Origin of the sequence: Caballeronia sp. LjRoot29 (assembly GCF_964252755.1) — a bacterium.
GTDB lineage: Bacteria > Pseudomonadota > Gammaproteobacteria > Burkholderiales > Burkholderiaceae > Caballeronia.
Map to the genome: position 1 here is coordinate 1 of NZ_CAXUPU020000008.1, position 17,639 is coordinate 17,639.

Here is a 17,639-nt window from a genome sequence, read left to right on the forward strand (position 1 = left end):
CTTTTCAGCGTGTTTTGAACCTGAAATCACGTTCCTTCGATGCAACACTTACAGCGTAAACCTCAAGTGACTTATCAAGAAAACTTGCCCGGCCCCCGTCTGACGGGCTAGTATCGCGAGACCATCACCACGGCGAGCGTTCATGTTCACGCTTAGCTCGCCCCGCCGAATGCGTCGACTCTGGTCACTGCTGCTGCTCACCCTTCTCGTTGCCGCGTGCTCCAGCGCGCCGACGCGGGTGTCGCGTGCACCGGCTGCATCGAACGCTACTGCGTCCAATCGCACGTTTGCCACACCCTCCGGCTTCCCGAATTTCGTCGATCACAGCGTCGGGCGCGAGGAAATTTCCATCCAGGCGATGTCGCTCGTGGGCGTGCCGTATCGGTGGGGAGGCAATACGCCGGAAGCAGGCTTCGATTGCAGCGGGCTCGTGCGCTATGTGGTGGACCGGGCGGCGTCGGTGAACCTGCCGCGCACGACCGCGGACATGAGTGTGCGCGGCGAGTCGATCGACCCCGATGAAGTCGCCCCCGGCGACCTGATTTTCTTCAACACGACGGGCCGGCCGCATTCGCATGTTGGCATCTACGTGGGCAAGCTGCGCTTCGTGAACGCGCCATCCACAGGCGGCACCGTGCGGCTCGATTACCTCACCAATCCGTATTGGGCCAAGCGTTTCGATGGCATCCGTCGCGTCGCGCCACCGAAGGCCGCGCCGGCTCCGTTCGATGCACCGACGTACCTGGCGTCGCCGGCTCCGGTTCCTGCTCCGGCTGCTCCGGCGGAGACCGCGTCAGGCCGTCCGCCAATACAAGTTGCCACGCAGGTCGGCGATCGATATGAAACGCCGCCGGCCATGGCGACTACAGCGGCAAGCTCCTCTCGTAGCACCGCCTCCGACCAGTTCGAGCCCCCGCCGCCCGCGCTATCAGCAGCTCAACGGCAGGCGCAATCGGCGGGCGCCATTGAGCCGGCCATCACCACCGCCCGCTCCGGCGCCGATCCGTTCGAACCGCCACCGCCCTCGCTGTCCGCCGCACAGCGGCAATCGCAAGCTGCAGTAAGCGCAACGCCGGCACCACGCGCGTCGCAGGCTGAAACGAATGCGGCGTCGAATGCACCCGATCCCATTACAGCTGCTGCCGATGCTTTCGAGCCTCCGCCGCCCACCGCCCGTCTCGCGGCGCAGCAAGTGCGCTCGCTACAAGAGCGATCGCCAGAGCAACAACCTTCATCGGTTAACCGGATCCCCGCCGCCGATCCCGCCGCCCACGTGATGCGCGCCTCCACGAATGCGCTCACGCCCTCGCGCCCCGCTGCCGCCGACGACCCCATCGCGAAGTTCGCCAACGGCAGCTACTAAGCCGTCACCTGCCAAGCCCGTCCGCGCGCTTTTGTGAATCGCACACACTTCCCAGCGTCTGCTATCGTGTCTCGATAACGATTCCACGCATTATCGGATCGATCATCGAACTCGAAAGGAGTGAACCTCATGGACTTGGGACTCGCCGGCAAGATCGTGCTCATCACGGGCGGCAGCAAGGGTATCGGCTTCGCGTGCGCGCGGGCATTTGCAGCGGAAGGCGCGCGCGTCGCGATTGTTTCACGCGACCCGGCAAACCTCGCCCGCGCTCGCGAAGAACTCGCGAAAGATGGCTATCACGTGCATCTCGCGCGGGCCGATCTTCACGAAGCGCACAGCGCGCAAGACGTTGTAGAAGAAGCAACGGGTGCGCTCGGCCCGATCGATATTCTCGTGAATTGCGCGGGCGCCGCTAAACGTTACGATCCCGATCTCCTCGATGCCGACAGCTACAAGGCCGCGATGGAAGCCAAATATTTTCCGTGTATCTATCCGCAGCAAGCCGTGCTGAAGCAAATGGCCGAACGGCTGAAAGCAAACCCCAAAGCCGAGCCGGGTTCGGTGGTCAACATCATCGGCATGGGTGGGAAGATCGCGAGCGATATTCATATCGCGGGCGGCGCGGCCAATGCGGCATTGATGCTCGCGACCGTTGGTCTCGCGCATCATTACGCAAAGCTGGGCATTCGGATCAACGCGATCAATCCGGGTGCGACGTTGACGGAACGGGTTGAGGAATCGCTTGCGCTCGAGGCCAAGAGACTGGGTGTGACGCGCGATGAAGCGTTGGCGCAGAGTCAGGCAAAAGTGCCGCTCGGCCGATACGCAAAACCCGAGGAGATCGCGGACGTGGCGCTATTCCTGGCAAGCCGCCGGGCAAGCTATGTATCGGGCGCGATCATTCCGATGGACGGTGTCGGCGCGCCGCTGATCTGACACACAAAAGCGAGGGTGACTTGTAAAAAAGTCACCCTCGCTAAGCGCGTTGCGTTTCAAGTTTCAGGGAAGGAAGCGATGTCCGAGCCACCAAGCGGCGGCGGCCATCACGGCTGACGCCGGAATGGTCAAAATCCAGGCCCAGACGATATTCCCCGCCACGCCCCAACGCACCGCGCTGAATTTCTGCGTCGCCCCCACACCGACAATCGCGCCGGTGATCGTGTGCGTGGTCGACACGGGAATACCCAGAAACGACGCGACGAACAGCGTAATCGCCCCGCCCGATTCCGCGCAAAACCCGCCGACCGGCTTGAGCTTCGTGATCTTCTGGCCCATCGTGCGCACGATGCGCCAGCCGCCGAACAGCGTTCCAAGTCCCATCGACAGATAACATCCGCCGATCACCCAGATCGGAGGCGCTTCCGCCGCCGCTGACCAATAACCCGCTGCGATCAGCAACATCCAGATAACGCCGATCGTCTTCTGCGCGTCGTTGCCGCCGTGCCCAAGGCTATACAACCCCGCCGATATGAGCTGCCAGCGCCTGAACCGCCGGTCCACCTTGGATGGCGGCGTGCGGAAATACATCCACGAGACGATCAGCATGAACAGCGATCCGAGCACGAAGCCCAGTAGCGGCGAGATAAAAATGAACGAAACGGTCTTGAGCAGGCCTTCCATATTCAGCGAGCCCCAGCCTGACTTCGCCCACGCCGAACCGACGAGGCCGCCGATCAGCGCATGCGACGAGCTCGACGGAATGCCGTAGTGCCACGTGATGATGTTCCATCCGATCGCCCCGACGAGCGCACCGAAGATCACGTATTGATCCACGATAGCCGGATCGATCGTCCCCCGGCCGACGGTGGCGGCCACCTTCAAATGGAAGATGAAATACGCAATGACGTTGAACGCGGCGGCAAACGCCACGGCTTGCTGGGGTTTCAGCACGCCGGTGGATACAACGGTTGCGATGGAATTGGCGGCGTCGTGGAAGCCGTTCATGAAGTCGAACAGGAGCGCGACCACGACGAGCGTAATGACAGCCCAGAGGGCGAGTTGAATCGGTTGCATCGTTTATCGAGTGAGTGGCGCGGCTGAAATCAGGCGTTTTCCAGCACGATGCCTTCGATGATGTTTGCAACATCCTCGCATTTGTCGGTGATCGTCTCGAGCAGCTCGTAGATTGCCTTGAGCTTGATCAGCGTCTTGACGTTGTCCTCTTCGCGGAAGAGTTTCGACATGGCCGAACGCAGCACCCGGTCGGCATCCGATTCCAGACGGTCGATTTCTTCGCAGATCTTGAGGATTTCGCTGGCGCGCTTCATGTCGGCGAGCAGCTTGACGGCTTGCTGCACACGCTCGGAGGTCGCGGTGCAAATATGCGCGAGCTGGCTCATTTCCGCGGTCGATTCGCGCACGTCATACAGCGAAATGGCGGTGGCGACGTCTTCCATCAGGTCGAGGATGTCGTCCATCGTCGTGATGAGCTTGTGGATTTCGTCGCGATCGAGCGGCGTGATGAACGTCTTGTGCAGCAAATCGATGGTTTCGTGCGTAAGCTTGTCCGCACGTTTTTCGTTGGTCTGAACGTTCTGCTTATGGACTTCCATCTGCTCCATGTTGTCGATCAGCAGTTCGAGTTCATGACTAGCGTCAACAATGCACTTTGCGTGTGCATTGAAGATTTCGAAAAATTTGCCCTCGGTGGGCATGAAACGTCCAAACATGAAAATCCCGAAAAGTAATTTTCCTGCATTAAATCAGGTATTTACCGAAACTCACGCGATCCGGGTCAGCGCAGTACGTGATCTGTACGACTTTGCTGACCAGGGGGAGTCGATATGACAAGCTCGTGACAAGGTGGGATTCTAACGGAAAGCGCCCGCTCACAGGCAGGCGTGTCGGGTCGCCACAATTGGGGATTTGCGCGAATAATTAATGGCGCGCGGGGCGAGCGCCCTACACGCGTGGCGGCGTGCGTCAGTACAAGCGGCATCAGCTTACCGCCAGATACTTCAAATACCGTGCGCGTTCAGCCGGGCCGCATACCAGCGCGAGAACTGGTCGACATACACCTCCGTGAACGGCGAAAACATGCCGGGCACGTATGCCGGGTCTTGGGTGCCCTCGTGCGTGATTTCAACCAGATGCTTGTCCTGCGCGTTGGTCGCCACCCAGACTTCCGTTAAATCCGGAATCGTGTAATCCACACCTTCGACTGCATCGGCGTGGACGAGCCATTTGGTGCGCACCAGCGTTTTGTCCGGAGCGAGCGGGATGATGGTGGAAATCACCGCATGGTCGCTCATGACGTGCGTCCACGAGTTGTGCGTCCAAAGGTGCGTGTCGCCGAGATCACGGCGCGTGAGGCCGCCGAGTAGCTTGGTGCTGGCAACCTTTGTATTGATAGTTTGAGATTCACCCGCGCCAGCGATAACCAACTGCTGCGTCCTGAACTGCGTTACCGCATCCTCCTCCAGCCACTCGAAGGCCCCAGCGACGAATCCCTCACGCTCCCAGCCCACCTGACATTCGGCGTTGCGCGCCTTGTACTCGTCGAGCGCACGCCGGGATTCATCGCTGAGGTCATCAGGACAGAAACCAAAATCTTCAGGCAGGAACGACGCGGTCAACTCCGGATGGGTTGCCTGGCAGTGGTAGCACTCGCGGTTATTTTCTATGACCAGTTTCCAATTGCCGTTTTCGATGAATTCTTGCTCGAAGGCGATCCTGGTGTTCTGCAAGTCGTACGGCGCGAAGCGCAGAGTCATTGTGGTTTCCAGCTTCGAGATGTCCTCCGGCGGATTCTCGTCCAGACAAACAAAAATGTGCGCTCCGACAATCCTGGTATGCACCGGAATGAGACTGCGACAGGTCGCGTCGAAATCCTTACCCATGTGCGTCGTATGACGAAGCGTGCCGTCGAGATCGTACGTCCATTGGTGGTAAGGACACACGAGCATTCCTACCGTCGACTTCCCGGCCTCCTTGAGGCGCGCCCCGCGATGACGACATACGTTGCGATACGCCCGCACGTTCTCGCTGTCGTCCCGGACGATGAGGATTGAAGCCTTGCCGATATTTACGGTTGAAACATCGCCCGGCTCGGGAACGTCGGCAGTGACGCCGACCAGGATCCAGTGCTTATGGAAAAAGATCCCGACGTCTGCTTCAAACACGTCCTGCCGCCCGAAGAGCTCTCCAGGCATGCCGTGTCCCGGACGACGACTCCGGATCAGCTCTCCGTGGGTCCTGGTTTTTACTTCCGGCATCGTCTATCTCCAACGTTCAAGGGTGTCGGGACTTCTGTTGTTCCCGATATCAACCCAGTATTGGAGTGACGAAAAAGAGCGTCAATGTGCTTTATTTTCGTTGTGACATTACTTTAGATTATGCAGTTCCACGTTTTTCCCGGTCGCTTTGCGCAACAACATCTGCCCGAAGCCAGTCAATCAGCCCGTCTATGGCGGGCGTGATGGTCTTCCCATGGGGCACGACGACAAAGTACGCGTCGCTTACCTTGACCGAGGCAAAGGGTAGCCTCACGAGTTCACCCGTTATGAGCATGTCTTGAACAAGCCGGCCCCATCCGAGAGCGATACCGTGACCGAAGCGAGCGGCCTGGACTGCGTCCGTATAAAGGCTGCATCGAAGCGCATAATTTAGTCGCCGAGGTCTGAAGTTCGCCGCCAGGAACCACTCCTCCCACCCCATCCATCCTTCCGAGGTCGAGTCAGATTCGATGAGCGTCGCGTTGGCGAGAGCCTGCAGCGATTCGGGTGTCCCTTGTGAAGCTAACCACGCCGGCGAGCAGACCGGAAATACCTCTTCGTCGAACAGGAGCGTGGCGGTGCCATCGCCCCATCGTCCGTTCCCAAACCGCACCGCGATATCAATCTCCTTGTGCCGAAGGTCCGAGATAAACATTTGGGTGGAGAGGCGAAGTTGCAGCTGCGGCTGGGATATTTTCAGAGACGAAAGCCTGGGCAGGAGGCGAAAATATGAAAACGCCGACGTTGCGGCGAGCACGAGCTCCTGCTGCACCGGGCCGCTGCCAAGCCGGTCGAAAACGCCGGCGATTTTTTGCATCGACTCGGCAACGACGAGGTACAACTCTTCGCCCTCATCGGTCAGTTTGATGGAGCGATGCAGACGATGGAAAAGCCGACTGCCAAGCGTTTCCTCAAGCATCTTGACCTGCCTGCTGACGGCAGCCTGCGTCACGCCAAGTTCGTGCGCGGCAAGGGTGAAGCTGCTAAGCCTCGCAACCGCTTCGAACTCGACAAGCGCGTTGACCGAAGGAATAAGCCGCCGATAACCCTTAGTTGCTGTCGACCCTGGTTTCATATCGCCGTTCGAAGAAGGTTGGATTGCGACGATTCTATCGTTCCGGCCAGACGGGAGATCAACGGCATGCTCGATCGCTGTGTGCTGGCAGAGAGTTGGTGTTGGTGATTGGCGAGAGTAACCGCTCTTTGCTCCCCGCCCCCTTTGGCGAAGTGCCATTACAATCCAGCACTTCGATCCGACAACGGTCATTCCAGCCATGAAATATCTTCTTGCATTCACGCTCACGGCGGCCATCGCAGCCGCAAGCGGAATCGCGAAAGCCGACACATCCGTGAACGGCGATGCCGCCAAAGAACCGTGCGCCATTGGCTATGTCACCGGCGTCGGTGGATCGGGCCAGAGCGTTCGTGAATACCTTGCTACTCCGGACAGGGACAAATATCGCTTCCTTGTGGACAACCCGATCCAATGCCGGGTCTCTGAAGAAGGAAGTGCGTCAGGCTGTGTCGGCATCACGAGCCTTCGGCACGAAAAAGTCAGCGTGTACGACGATACCGACAGCGCGACGATGACCGTTGTCGCGCGCATCGAACTCGACCGGGGCACATACCCGGCGATTATCGTAGTGCCAAGGCCGGATGTGCAGTGCGAGCAATAAGCGGCGTCACCGTGATGAATCGGTCGAATCCATCCTGGATTGCTTGTTACTGACCTCGTGCTGTCCGCTCGATGTTGCACTCATCGCGTGCTGATTGAGCAGCCGCAGCGTCGTTGACTTCGACGCGCGCTCGCTCCCTTTCGGCAAACCAAACACCTCGTTTTTCGCGAACAGCGTCACTTGGTTCTTAACTGAACTTAGTGGCGATCAAAGCCAACCCTGCGAATGGCGCCGCAGATTGCTCTAGCCAGATCCAATGGCTGGCAGAGTCTCTGATTATTTAAAGATATGTAAGGTCGCGATCATCCCTGTGATCGGCGCAAATTTCATTCGCGTCAATTGTCCTGCTCTCCTTAGTATCGACCTCCCGAGGTTGGCCTGGCCTCGCCAAATTCTTTCAACTTCCCGACGCAGACCATACCATTTGTATGCCCATACCCTGGGCGCAACAACACAACACTGCGCAAACGTTTGCCAAACTTATTTGCATTGATCGCACGGCCCGAAGGTAACGAGAACCTGACGCAACACTTAGCTCCTTTGTTTCTATTCCTAAAGTTTTTCTACACACAGTCGTTAAGTGAATCACCCGCTCCCGGATTCAGGAATTCGAACGAGACGAGATTTGCCTCGTGTCTGCTCACTGGAATATCGGAGTGCGGGGCATGAAATGTCGGTCTTCAGGGCTTTCACTTTCCTGATGGTCCGACGCCAACCATCACGTTAGGGGAATCTAAAATGCGCAAATTTATCAGCTTCTTTGTTCGCGATGAGCGCGGTGTCAGCGCCATGGAATATGCGGTTCTGGCAGGCATCGTCGCCGTGGCGCTTGGAGGGGTGGGCGTAGCGTTCGGCAATAACGTAACAACAATGTTTAACAACATGTTCACCGCGATCACCACGCAGCAGGCGAGGTAATAGCTGTTCAAGGATTCGGGCTGTGTGCCCGAATCCCAATTTTTACATGCTTCGGGATGCCAACCATCGTGTACCTCCTCTCCCTTGCAATCCGCTTCGCAGCACTTTTCGCTCTGCTATGGCTGGCGATCGTGGACGTGCGGAGCCGGCGCTTGCCGACCCGGGTGGTACTCGCGATCGGCGCGCTATTTTTCGTCAACGCGCTGGTGATGCACATGTCGATTCGTAACATCCTTGCCCATCTGCTCCTGGCGTTCGGCGTGTTGGGCATCTGCGCCGCATTGTTTGCCGCAAAAATGCTGGGTGGCGGCGATGCAAAGCTCGCTGCAATTATTTTTCTATGGGCCGGCCCGAGTCTCTGGCTACCGGCGCTTACGCTGATTTCCGTGATCGGAACACTTGTATCGATGATCAGTCTGGCGACACGACGCATGGACCAGGACCAGCATTCATCCCCCGTGCGGGCGTTGGCGATGTTTTCGGGCGCGCGCGGCGTGCCCTACGGGGTTGCGCTCGCACTCGGGGGCGGTTCAGTGATCATGCTGCCCGCTTTACTGCCTTTGATTTTGACGCGATAGGTCGGCGTCCCTATGTCTAATATCATTAAATTCGCAATCCTGATCGTTGGCGCAATCCTTGTTGCGCTGGTCGTACGCGTGGTCGTCGCGAGTGCGACACGACCGGGCACGGCAGTCATCAACCAGCAAAAAGTACGCGTGAGCGCCGCAGATCTTCCGCAGGGCTTGTTGTTGCGAGACGAAGACATCAAGTGGACGGATGTTTCCGTTAAAACATTGCCGCCTGGCGCTATCGTTTCCGGCGCCCCTGGTGCGGTCGAACTGAAAGGCGCGCTGCTGCGCCATCCGGTGACGAGCGGCACCGTCATTGTTGCCGACGACGTCATCCTCCCGAATGCCCCCGGTTTCCTTGCGGCTACGCTCAAGCCCGAAATGCGTGCCGTATCGGTGGCCGTCGACGATGTCTCCGGCAATGCCGGACTCATTCAACCGGGCGACTACGTGGACTTGCTGCTCACGCAGCAGATGGATCGCAAGACGGACTCACCCGATCTGGCGGTATCGAGTGAAACCGTCGTCGAGCATGTTCGCGTGCTGGCATCCGGCTCCGATATCAACCGGCCGAAAAGCGGAGACGCGACAGAACACAACGATCGCGTTCGAACCGTGACGCTCGAAGTGACACCGCACATGGGCGAGGTCGTCGCGGTGGCCGCGCGGCTTGGCAGCTTGTCACTTGCACTGCGCAGCTTCGCGACGGTGTCGCGTGACCCGTATGCGCTCGCATCGGGAGCTGTCGCCGCCTCTGCAGCCGGCGATGCACCGCGGGCGCCCGTCTGGGCCGGCGATATTTCCCGTGCACTGCGTGATCTGCCCAGGACGCATCCGGTCGCAATCAAGGCAGGCGGACCGGCGATGCCGGCTATGCCGAAATCGGTGACCGTCTATAGAGGATCCGAAAAGGCTGACTCAACATCGAGCGTTGCCCAAGCCGGGGGTGATGCGGTGCCGCCGCTCCCACCCCTCGCCACGCCGCGGTGATCCCATGCAACCCGTTCGACACCGCACCCATTCGCCAGGACAGGAAGCCATGACTCTGCCGTTCAGTTTGCATGCCGACATAAGGAGCCTCTCGGCATGCGCCTTGTGCGCAGCGGCTTCGATCGTCGCCGTACCGGCGCACGCTGCACAGCCGCGGCTATCGGCCAATGCGGCCAATGCAGCCCCCGAAGCACCGGCCATTTCCCAAGGTTCCCTCGATATCGCCGCCGGCAAGGGCACGCTCGTGCGTCTCAACGAAGACGCGACATCGGTGTTCGTCGCAGACCCGGCGATCGCCGATGTTCACGTCCCTTCACCGAGGGCGGTGTTCGTGCTGGGCAAGAAGACCGGCACCACGACGCTCTATGTGCTCGGCGCGAACAACAAGACGCTGCTGCAGCGCTCGATCGTGGTCGGGCGCGACATGGACGCGCTGCGCAGCATGGTGAGCGCGCGATTCCCATCGATGAATCTGCAATTGAGCACGGGCAATGGATCATTGCAAGTGTCAGGACAGGCCGCCAACGCCGCCGATGCCGACGCCGTGGTGCAGTCACTCACGCCGTATCTGGCGGACAAGGAAGTGCTGGTCAATCGCATGACGATCGATCGTCCGCAGCAAGTGCAATTACGCGTGCGCATCACTGAGGTCGACCGGAATGTCACGCAGCAACTCGGGATCAACTGGCAAGCGATGGGCAATGCGGCCGGAAATTTTTTCGGCGGCATCTATAGCGGTCGTCCCATCTATAACCTGGCGCAACCGCTGACCGGCGCTAACGGCCAGGTCACTTATCCAGTCAATCTGCCGAGCAACAATGCCTATTCGCTATTCGGACAATTCAAGACCGGCAGCACGGACATTCAGGCCCTGGTCGACGCGTTGAACCAGGAGGGTCTGGTCACTGTGCTCGCCGAGCCAAGTCTCGTGGCGCTGTCAGGGCAAACGGCAAGTTTCCTCGCCGGCGGTGAATTTCCCATTCCCGTGTCGCAAGTCAATGGCGCGATTTCCGTCGAGTTCAAGCAGTTCGGCGTCAAGCTCGACTTCACCCCGACCGTGTTGAGCGAAGGCCGCATCAGTCTCAAGGTCCGTCCTGAAGTCAGCCAGATCGATACGACCGTGAGCGTCACGACCGGGGGCATCACGGTCCCGGGGCTGAGCGTGCGCCGCGCCGATACAACCGTCGAACTGGCGAGCGGCCAAAGCTTCGCGATAGGCGGGCTGCTTCAAAGCAATACGACCGACATCATTTCGCAGGTTCCGGGCATGGGTTCCATTCCGATCCTGGGCAAGCTCTTCTCATCGACCAACTACCAGAACAACAAGACCGAACTGGTGATCATGGTGACGCCCTATCTGGTCGAGCCGACCGATCCCGGCAAGCTGCGTACGCCGCTGGAATCGCTCGTGTCACCCAGCAATGACGTGGAATACAGCTTCCAGCAACATCGGACAGCCGGCGCGTCCTCGCAGGTCGCAGAGCCACGTCTCGTCGGCGCGGCCGGATATGTTTATTGAGCCGGATGCCATGAACTCCACAAAAATCCTGACCCTCCTTCTTGTCTGTGCAATCACCACAGGTGTCAGTGGCTGCTTCAAGCCGCCACGCGACATGCCCGACCAGTCGGTGATCGGCTTCGACGGTAAAAATTCGATACCGCCAGACTGCACCGAGCTTGCTCGCGGCTCGGTGTTGACCGACGCAGGCTGGCACCGCCCCTCCATGCAGTGGGGTTGCGCGACGTACACCAACCTCGCCGCCCAGGTCGCTCATCCGAAAGACCTCGTGGCGCCGGGAAAACTCGCGCCAGCCGATGCTGCCGTTGCAGCGAGCGCCGTGCACCGTTACGAAACCGGCCATGTGATCCCGCTCGACACGACCACGTCGCGCGACTCCAAGTGATGCGCTCAACCTTCAACGAAGACACGCCATGAGCACGACAGGATTTAACTTGACGAAAACCAGCACCGGCGTGCGGGTCGCGGACTTCATCGCCTTCGTCTCCGACCGGGCAACCGAGCGGGTCCTGAAGACCTTCGTGCTCGAACAGGCGATGCCTCATGTGCATGTCGTGATCGGCGGGATTGACGACGCCATCGCGTACGTCGCAAAACTCGATCGCTCGCCGCTCTTTCTGCTGGTCGACCTGCATAACTCCGCCATGCCGCTGTCCGACCTCGCCCGCCTCTCGGAGGTATGCGAACCGTCGGTCCAGGTCGTCGCGCTCGGCGAACGTAACGACGTCGGGCTGTTCCGCAGCCTGTTGAAAATCGGTGTGCGCGACTATCTCGTGAAGCCGCTGACCGTCGAGCTGCTGAAGAGAACCATCAATGTCGACGATGGCAAGATCAGCCCGATTGCGACCGCTCGGATCGGCAAGACAATCGTGTTCACCGGGACGCGCGGAGGCGTGGGCGTCACGACAATCGCCTTGAATCTCGCGCGCCATCTCGCCGATGAAACCCACAGGCGGGTCGCCTATATCGACTTGAACCTGAACGGCGGCGCCGCCAACAGCATGCTCGGCACGACGAGCAACAACGGCCTGAACGACGTCCTGCAGAATGTGCATCGGCTCGATCCGCAATACGTCGAACGCACGCTCGTCGCGAAGGGCAGCCGGCTGTTCGTATTGTCGGCCGAGATGGACTTCGACGCTGCACACTCTTATCAGGCAGGTGCACTGAAGCGCGTGCTGCAATTGCTGTGTGACAGCTTTCACTATGTACTGCTCGACATCAGCAACCCCGTTGATCCGCTCGCGGTAGAGGCCTTCGACAACGCGTCGCGCGTGTATCTCGTGACCGACCGCACCGTGTTCTCCACGCGGCAAACCATCCGTATGTTGCGATACATCGAGGATCGCGATAACAATCCGGCGACGTCGCTGCTATTAAACAGTCCCACCGCGGCGAGCGCGGGCAAGGTTGAGACGGGCGATTTCACCTCGGCAGTCGGACGCAATGTGCTGCACGAAGTGCTGTTCGAAGCGAAGTCCTTGTCGATCGCCGAAAACCTCGGTGAGGCGCCGAAGGAAAAGTCCTCGACCGGCTTCAATCTGTCGATCACGCGAATCGCCAATGATTTGACCGGCCAGCACGCGGCAGTTGAACGCACGCTGCTGCACAAGTTCAAATTGAGGAAAGCGTGATGTTCGGGCAAAAACTGGTCACGCGAACGGAGACCGAATTCGTTCCCACCGCCGGAGAGGCCGCGCTCGCGGCGTTCGAGGAGGTCCGAGCACCCGCTGCGGCGGCTCCGGCTGCCGCCCACGCCCCGATGGCCGAAGGCAACGAAGCGCTGGTTCGTTCGGATCTGTTCAAGGTGATCCGCAGCGGTGTGTTCGATTCCATGAACGCATCGGCGGTGATCGGCAAGACACGCGAGCAGATGAAGCCGGGTGTCGAACAGCTCGTGTCAAGCATTGCCGAACGGGAGCGCCTGAACATCACCATATCCGAGCAGGGACAGATTGTCGGCGAGTTGCTCAACGACATGTTCGGGCTCGGGCCCATTGAACCGCTGCTTGCTGATGAAACCGTCACCGACGTGCTCGTCAATGGCCCCGACCAGGTTTATGTGGAGCGCAACGGCCGGCTCGAATTGACCGCGTACAAGTTCCGCGATAACGCGCACGTCGTCAACGTCGCACAGCGGATTGCCGCGGGCGTGGGACGCCGTGTCGATGAAAGCAGCCCGATGGTCGATGCACGCCTCGCCGACGGCAGCCGGGTCAACGTAGTATTGCCGCCTCTCGCCATTCACGGTGCGACTATCTCCATTCGTAAATTCTCGAAGCGCAATATCACGCTTTATCGCATGGCGCAGCAGGGCAACATGTCGATGGCCATGGCGAACGTGCTCAAGCTCGCGAGCACGTGTCGCCTCAATATTATCGTGTCGGGCGGTACGGGTTCTGGCAAGACGACTTTGCTCAACGCGCTGTCGCATTTCATCGGACTGGGCGAACGCACCATCACGATTGAAGACGCGGCTGAACTGCAACTCGTGCAGCCGCACGTGGTCAGCCTCGAGACGCGACCCGAAAATGCCGAAGGACTCGGCGCCGTCGCCCAGCGCGATCTCGTGCGCAATGCGCTGCGGATGCGCCCGGACCGGATCATCCTCGGTGAGACACGTGGCGCCGAAGCGTTCGACGTGCTGCAAGCCATGAACACGGGCCACGACGGTTCAATGACCACCATCCACGCGAATACGCCACGCGATGGCATCACGCGGCTGGAAAGCATGGTCATGATGGCCAACGGCAACCTGCCGCTGCTCTCGATTCGCCGGCAGATCGCCAGTGCCGTGCATCTGATCGTGCAGATCGAGCGGATGCGCGACGGCATGCGGCGTGTTACGCGCATCACCGAGCTGGTCGGCATGGAAGGTGATGTCATCATCACGCAAGACCTGTTCACGTTCCACTATGACGCGACTGCCTACAGCGAAGAGGTCAAGGGCGTGTACGAATGTGCGTCCGTCAGACCCGCGTTTTCGGCGCGCGCCGCCTACTTCGGGTTGGAGGAAGCTTTACTGGAGGCCATGAGGACATGAGTCCGATCGACGTCTTCACGGTGTGCTCGTTCATCGGCGTCATTCTCTGCGGCGCGATGGCGCTCGTCGTCATGGACATGCGTCAGAAGCAGCCACACGCGCGGATCAAGACACGCATGCGTGAATCGTTTTTGGGTCATCTAACGCTTGAGAAGCGCACGGTCGACGTTAATTCGGACCTGTTTACCGTCGATAAAACCGACAACATGTTGAGCCGCTGGCTTCGACCCAAGCTTTCGCGGCTGCGCACTGTTTCAGGATCCACTGGCATTCGCATCGTTGTTGCGGTGACGATTGCCAGTGAACTGGTCGCGTTTCTCATGACGCATTTCATGCCGCTGCCCGGATTCGCAAAACCGCTCCTGATCCTGGGGCTGCCTGTGTTCGGAGCCATGCGGACCTACAGTTTTTTGGTCGAACGTTTCCGCAAACGCTTCCTCAATGGTTTCCCGGACCTGCTCGATATGATCGTGCGCGCGGTTCGCGCAGGCGTGCCGGTCACGCATGTGATTGGATCAGCAGCCGATGAATGTCCCGAACCGCTGAAACACGAGTTCAAGCAAATGAGCGATTCGCTGCAGGTCGGACGTGATCTCGAAGAAGTCCTGGCCGTTGCCATGCGACGTATAGAGATAGCCGACTTCTCCTTCTTTTGCGTCTGTTTGCTGCTGCAACGTGAAACCGGCGGCCAACTCGGCGAGACCCTGGAAAACTTGTCGGGCATCGTCCGGACCCGGCGGGAGGTTCGTCAAAAAACCAAGGCGCTTACTGCCGAGGCCCGCATCACGACCAAGATCCTCGCGGCCATCCCGATCTGCATCATGCTGTCCCTGTACTTCATGAACCGCCCCTACATGATGGTGCTGTTTGAAAAAGAGGCGGGTCACAAACTGCTGACTTACGCCGCGATCTCGGTCGTGTTCGGCGTGGTGGTAATCAACAAGCTGGCGAATCTGGATACCTCGCGATGAGCCCGTCAAACGTCGAGACGCTGATCAACCTGCTGATGCTGCTGGCGCTTTTCGCCGGGCTCGCGATCTGGTGGGCGACCAAACACGGCGGCAGGCGTGGGCGTATTGCCGAGCGGGTGCGCGAGGCCGGGCTCAGTCATCAGACAGCCCCGGCTGATTTCGAAGAGGACGGACAAGAAAACACTCTTCGCCGCCGCATCCTCCGCCGGCTAGCCGCATTCGGCGAAAAACTGCCGCTCTTCGACGCAAAATATCGCGAGAAACTGCGTCGGGAAATGGTCCGTAGCGGCTATCGGAGCCACTATGCAGTGTCGGTTCTTCTTGCCGTCAAGTTTTGCTTCGGTCTCCTGTGTGCCGCACCGACGGTCATGCTGGGCCAATATATTCCACTGATCGGATCATTTCCGGTTGGACGCGGCGCGGCCATGATGGGCGCCTTCGTGATCGGCATGATGATCCCCGAATATGTGATCGCATTCCGGGCATCACGGCGGCGCAAGGAGATGGCCGCCTCTCTGCCCGACGCACTCGACCTGCTTGTGATTTGTACGAATGCAGGGAACAGTCTCTCCGTCAGTATCCGTCGCGTCGCGGATGAACTCGTGACGATCTGCCCGCCCCTGTCGCAGGAATTTTCGCTGACCGCCGACGAGTTGAAGCTTTCCGGCGACAGTAGCCGCGCTCTGCACAGCCTCGCTGAGCGCATCGACTTACCCTCGATCCGCGCGCTGATCTCGACGCTGACTCAATCGATGCGTTATGGCACGCCGATCACCCAGGCGCTGCGTATCCTGTCGCGCACGGAACGATTGACAGCCATCGTTACCCTCGAAGAAAAAGCGGCAAAGCTGGCGCCCAAGATGGTCCTCCCGATGATGCTCTTCATTCTTCCGGCAGTCGTTGTGATCGCAGCGGGGCCGGCCGTTATTCAGCTTCTCGAAGTCATCCACAAAAAATGAACTCATCCGCCCTGCTTTCTGACGAGGCTTCGTCGACCGCTGTTTCATTATCAGTGGTCCGAATCTTGTGTCTCACCGCGCTAAGCGGCCTACTACTGCTCTCGGGCACCGCCTGCACGACGACCGAGCATGTGACCGAAGCGCGCCCGGCGACACGGAATTCGTCGCCGGGCACGATGGGCGAGTTGCGTATCGCGACGACCGCCCTGGACTCGGGCAACATCGAGCTCGCGACTTCGCTCTTCGACAAGGTCGTGAAGGCCGACCCGAAGTCCGTGGCGGGTCTGACCGGGCTCGGCGATACGCTCTACGCGGTCGGTGACTTCACCCGGGCGGGTGTCTACTACCAGCGTGCGAGCAGTTTCGATCCCGCCGCCGTCGCGCCGCAGATCGGCATTGCGCGTGTCGCGATCCATCAACGCCGTTTCGACGATGCGATCTCGACCTATCAAGGCGTGCTCTCCCGCATGCCCGGCGATCCGATGGCCTCGGCAGGTTTAGGCGCGGCGCTCGACCTGAAGGGAGACCACGCAGGCGCACAAGCCGTATTGCGGCAGGCGCTCAAGGCTAATCCGGGCGATCCGCTACTGAGCGTGAACCTGGGTTTGTCGCTGGTGCTCGGTGGCAATCCGCGGGAAGGCGCAAACGTGCTGCTCGACGTCACGCGCTACCCGGAAGCGCCGCCACAGGCACGCCAGGACCTGGCGCTCGCTTATGGGCTGCTTGGCAATGACGAGGCGGCAGCCGAAATCCTTGGGAAAACATTGCCTAAAGCGTCGGTCCAGGACAACCTGCACTTCTACGAAATCCAGCGCGCTCTTCTGACGCAGACGCCGGGCCATTCTGCCACGGTGGCTACGGCTGTCCCGACAGCGTCGATCCAGGCGTCGAGCGTGCGATGAAAGCTGCGGATCTGCGCGGGTTCGTGCGCTTCCTTGCCGCTCTGCTCCGCGACAGCGGCGGCGTGTCGGCGCTCGAGTTCGCAATCGCCGCGCCGTTCGTGTTCATCTTCGTGCTGGGTACCGTGGAGCTCGCAGTCGACATGATGATCGACGCGACCGTGCAGATCGCCGCCCAGTCCGCGTCTCGCGTGGGACTGACGACAACCAATCCTTCGACGGGCACGCGGGCGACTCAGGCGCAGCAGATCGTGAAGAACATCATGAGCGGCTGGACCGGAATGCCCAAAACGACGCTCACTATCACCGAGCTCGACTACAGCACGTACAACAATGTCGGCAGCACCAGCTACACATCGGGGCTTGGATCGCTCGGCGATGTCGTCTCGTACAACATCACGCTGACGACACCGGGCATCTCAGGCATTCCCCAAATGGTGGGCATTCCCTTGCTGACTTTCCAGCGCAACTACATTGTGCAAAACGAAAAATGACACATGCCTTCGCCCCACCGCGGT

General features: G+C 59.8%; 18 protein-coding genes. 14 read left to right on the top strand and 4 right to left on the bottom strand.

Translation table 11 applies throughout. The features are described 5' to 3' along the window. The first annotated feature begins 169 nt into the window (after positions 1 to 169). Complete coding sequence (locus ACSQ83_RS11550) at positions 170 to 1,363, top strand: NlpC/P60 family protein (RefSeq protein WP_436228330.1); 1,194 nt, start codon at positions 170 to 172, stop codon at positions 1,361 to 1,363. Between the two features lie 129 nt (positions 1,364 to 1,492). Next, positions 1,493 to 2,299: an SDR family NAD(P)-dependent oxidoreductase gene (locus ACSQ83_RS11555; protein WP_414948487.1), complete on the top strand. Its 807-nt coding sequence runs from the start codon at positions 1,493 to 1,495 to the stop codon at positions 2,297 to 2,299. A gap of 63 nt (positions 2,300 to 2,362) precedes the next feature. Here ACSQ83_RS11555 and ACSQ83_RS11560 read toward each other — a convergent pair whose 3' ends face one another. The 4 genes from ACSQ83_RS11560 to ACSQ83_RS11575 form a co-directional block, all read right to left on the bottom strand. Continuing rightward, positions 2,363 to 3,376, bottom strand: a complete 1,014-nt coding sequence (locus ACSQ83_RS11560; protein WP_414948486.1) for an inorganic phosphate transporter — start codon at positions 3,374 to 3,376, stop codon at positions 2,363 to 2,365. Positions 3,377 to 3,405: 29 nt separating this feature from the next. Beyond that, positions 3,406 to 4,032 (bottom strand): DUF47 domain-containing protein, encoded by a 627-nt coding sequence (locus ACSQ83_RS11565; protein WP_436228219.1) that lies wholly within the window; start codon positions 4,030 to 4,032, stop codon positions 3,406 to 3,408. A 288-nt stretch (positions 4,033 to 4,320) separates the two neighbouring features. Beyond that, on the bottom strand, positions 4,321 to 5,577 hold the full coding sequence (locus ACSQ83_RS11570; RefSeq protein ID WP_436228220.1) for an aromatic ring-hydroxylating oxygenase subunit alpha: 1,257 nt from the start codon (positions 5,575 to 5,577) through the stop codon (positions 4,321 to 4,323). A gap of 118 nt (positions 5,578 to 5,695) precedes the next feature. Next, complete coding sequence (locus ACSQ83_RS11575) at positions 5,696 to 6,652, bottom strand: LysR substrate-binding domain-containing protein (RefSeq protein WP_436228331.1); 957 nt, start codon at positions 6,650 to 6,652, stop codon at positions 5,696 to 5,698. 199 nt (positions 6,653 to 6,851) lie between these two features. Between ACSQ83_RS11575 and ACSQ83_RS11580 the strand changes: the two genes are divergently transcribed. From ACSQ83_RS11580 to ACSQ83_RS11635, 12 genes are all read left to right on the top strand, one after another. After that, positions 6,852 to 7,253 (top strand): hypothetical protein, encoded by a 402-nt coding sequence (locus ACSQ83_RS11580; protein WP_436228221.1) that lies wholly within the window; start codon positions 6,852 to 6,854, stop codon positions 7,251 to 7,253. A 738-nt stretch (positions 7,254 to 7,991) separates the two neighbouring features. After that, entirely contained in the window at positions 7,992 to 8,171 is a 180-nt protein-coding gene (locus ACSQ83_RS11585; protein WP_436228222.1) for a Flp family type IVb pilin, read from the top strand. Positions 8,172 to 8,239: 68 nt separating this feature from the next. Continuing rightward, positions 8,240 to 8,749: an A24 family peptidase gene (locus tag ACSQ83_RS11590; RefSeq protein WP_436228223.1), complete on the top strand. Its 510-nt coding sequence runs from the start codon at positions 8,240 to 8,242 to the stop codon at positions 8,747 to 8,749. A gap of 12 nt (positions 8,750 to 8,761) precedes the next feature. Beyond that, positions 8,762 to 9,730 (top strand): Flp pilus assembly protein CpaB, encoded by a 969-nt coding sequence (gene cpaB / locus ACSQ83_RS11595; RefSeq protein WP_436228224.1) that lies wholly within the window; start codon positions 8,762 to 8,764, stop codon positions 9,728 to 9,730. A gap of 49 nt (positions 9,731 to 9,779) precedes the next feature. Further along, positions 9,780 to 11,249, top strand: coding sequence for a type II and III secretion system protein family protein (locus ACSQ83_RS11600; RefSeq protein ID WP_436228225.1), 1,470 nt, complete (start codon positions 9,780 to 9,782; stop codon positions 11,247 to 11,249). A gap of 10 nt (positions 11,250 to 11,259) precedes the next feature. Further along, a complete protein-coding gene (locus ACSQ83_RS11605) occupies positions 11,260 to 11,634 on the top strand; it encodes a CpaD family pilus assembly lipoprotein (protein WP_436228226.1) in 375 nt (124 codons plus the stop codon). A 28-nt stretch (positions 11,635 to 11,662) separates the two neighbouring features. Beyond that, a complete protein-coding gene (locus ACSQ83_RS11610) occupies positions 11,663 to 12,883 on the top strand; it encodes an AAA family ATPase (protein ID WP_436228227.1) in 1,221 nt (406 codons plus the stop codon). Next, positions 12,883 to 14,292: a CpaF family protein gene (locus ACSQ83_RS11615; protein ID WP_436228228.1), complete on the top strand. Its 1,410-nt coding sequence runs from the start codon at positions 12,883 to 12,885 to the stop codon at positions 14,290 to 14,292. The genes ACSQ83_RS11610 and ACSQ83_RS11615 overlap by 1 nt, the downstream gene beginning before the upstream one ends. After that, positions 14,289 to 15,263, top strand: coding sequence for a type II secretion system F family protein (locus tag ACSQ83_RS11620; protein ID WP_436228229.1), 975 nt, complete (start codon positions 14,289 to 14,291; stop codon positions 15,261 to 15,263). The genes ACSQ83_RS11615 and ACSQ83_RS11620 overlap by 4 nt, the downstream gene beginning before the upstream one ends. Continuing rightward, a complete protein-coding gene (locus ACSQ83_RS11625; RefSeq protein ID WP_436228230.1) occupies positions 15,260 to 16,222 on the top strand; it encodes a type II secretion system F family protein in 963 nt (320 codons plus the stop codon). The genes ACSQ83_RS11620 and ACSQ83_RS11625 overlap by 4 nt, the downstream gene beginning before the upstream one ends. Next, a complete protein-coding gene (locus tag ACSQ83_RS11630) occupies positions 16,219 to 17,124 on the top strand; it encodes a tetratricopeptide repeat protein (protein ID WP_436228231.1) in 906 nt (301 codons plus the stop codon). Before ACSQ83_RS11625 ends, ACSQ83_RS11630 begins: the two co-directional genes overlap by 4 nt. Then, a complete protein-coding gene (locus ACSQ83_RS11635) occupies positions 17,121 to 17,615 on the top strand; it encodes a TadE/TadG family type IV pilus assembly protein (protein ID WP_414948476.1) in 495 nt (164 codons plus the stop codon). Before ACSQ83_RS11630 ends, ACSQ83_RS11635 begins: the two co-directional genes overlap by 4 nt. Positions 17,616 to 17,639 lie beyond the last annotated feature (24 nt).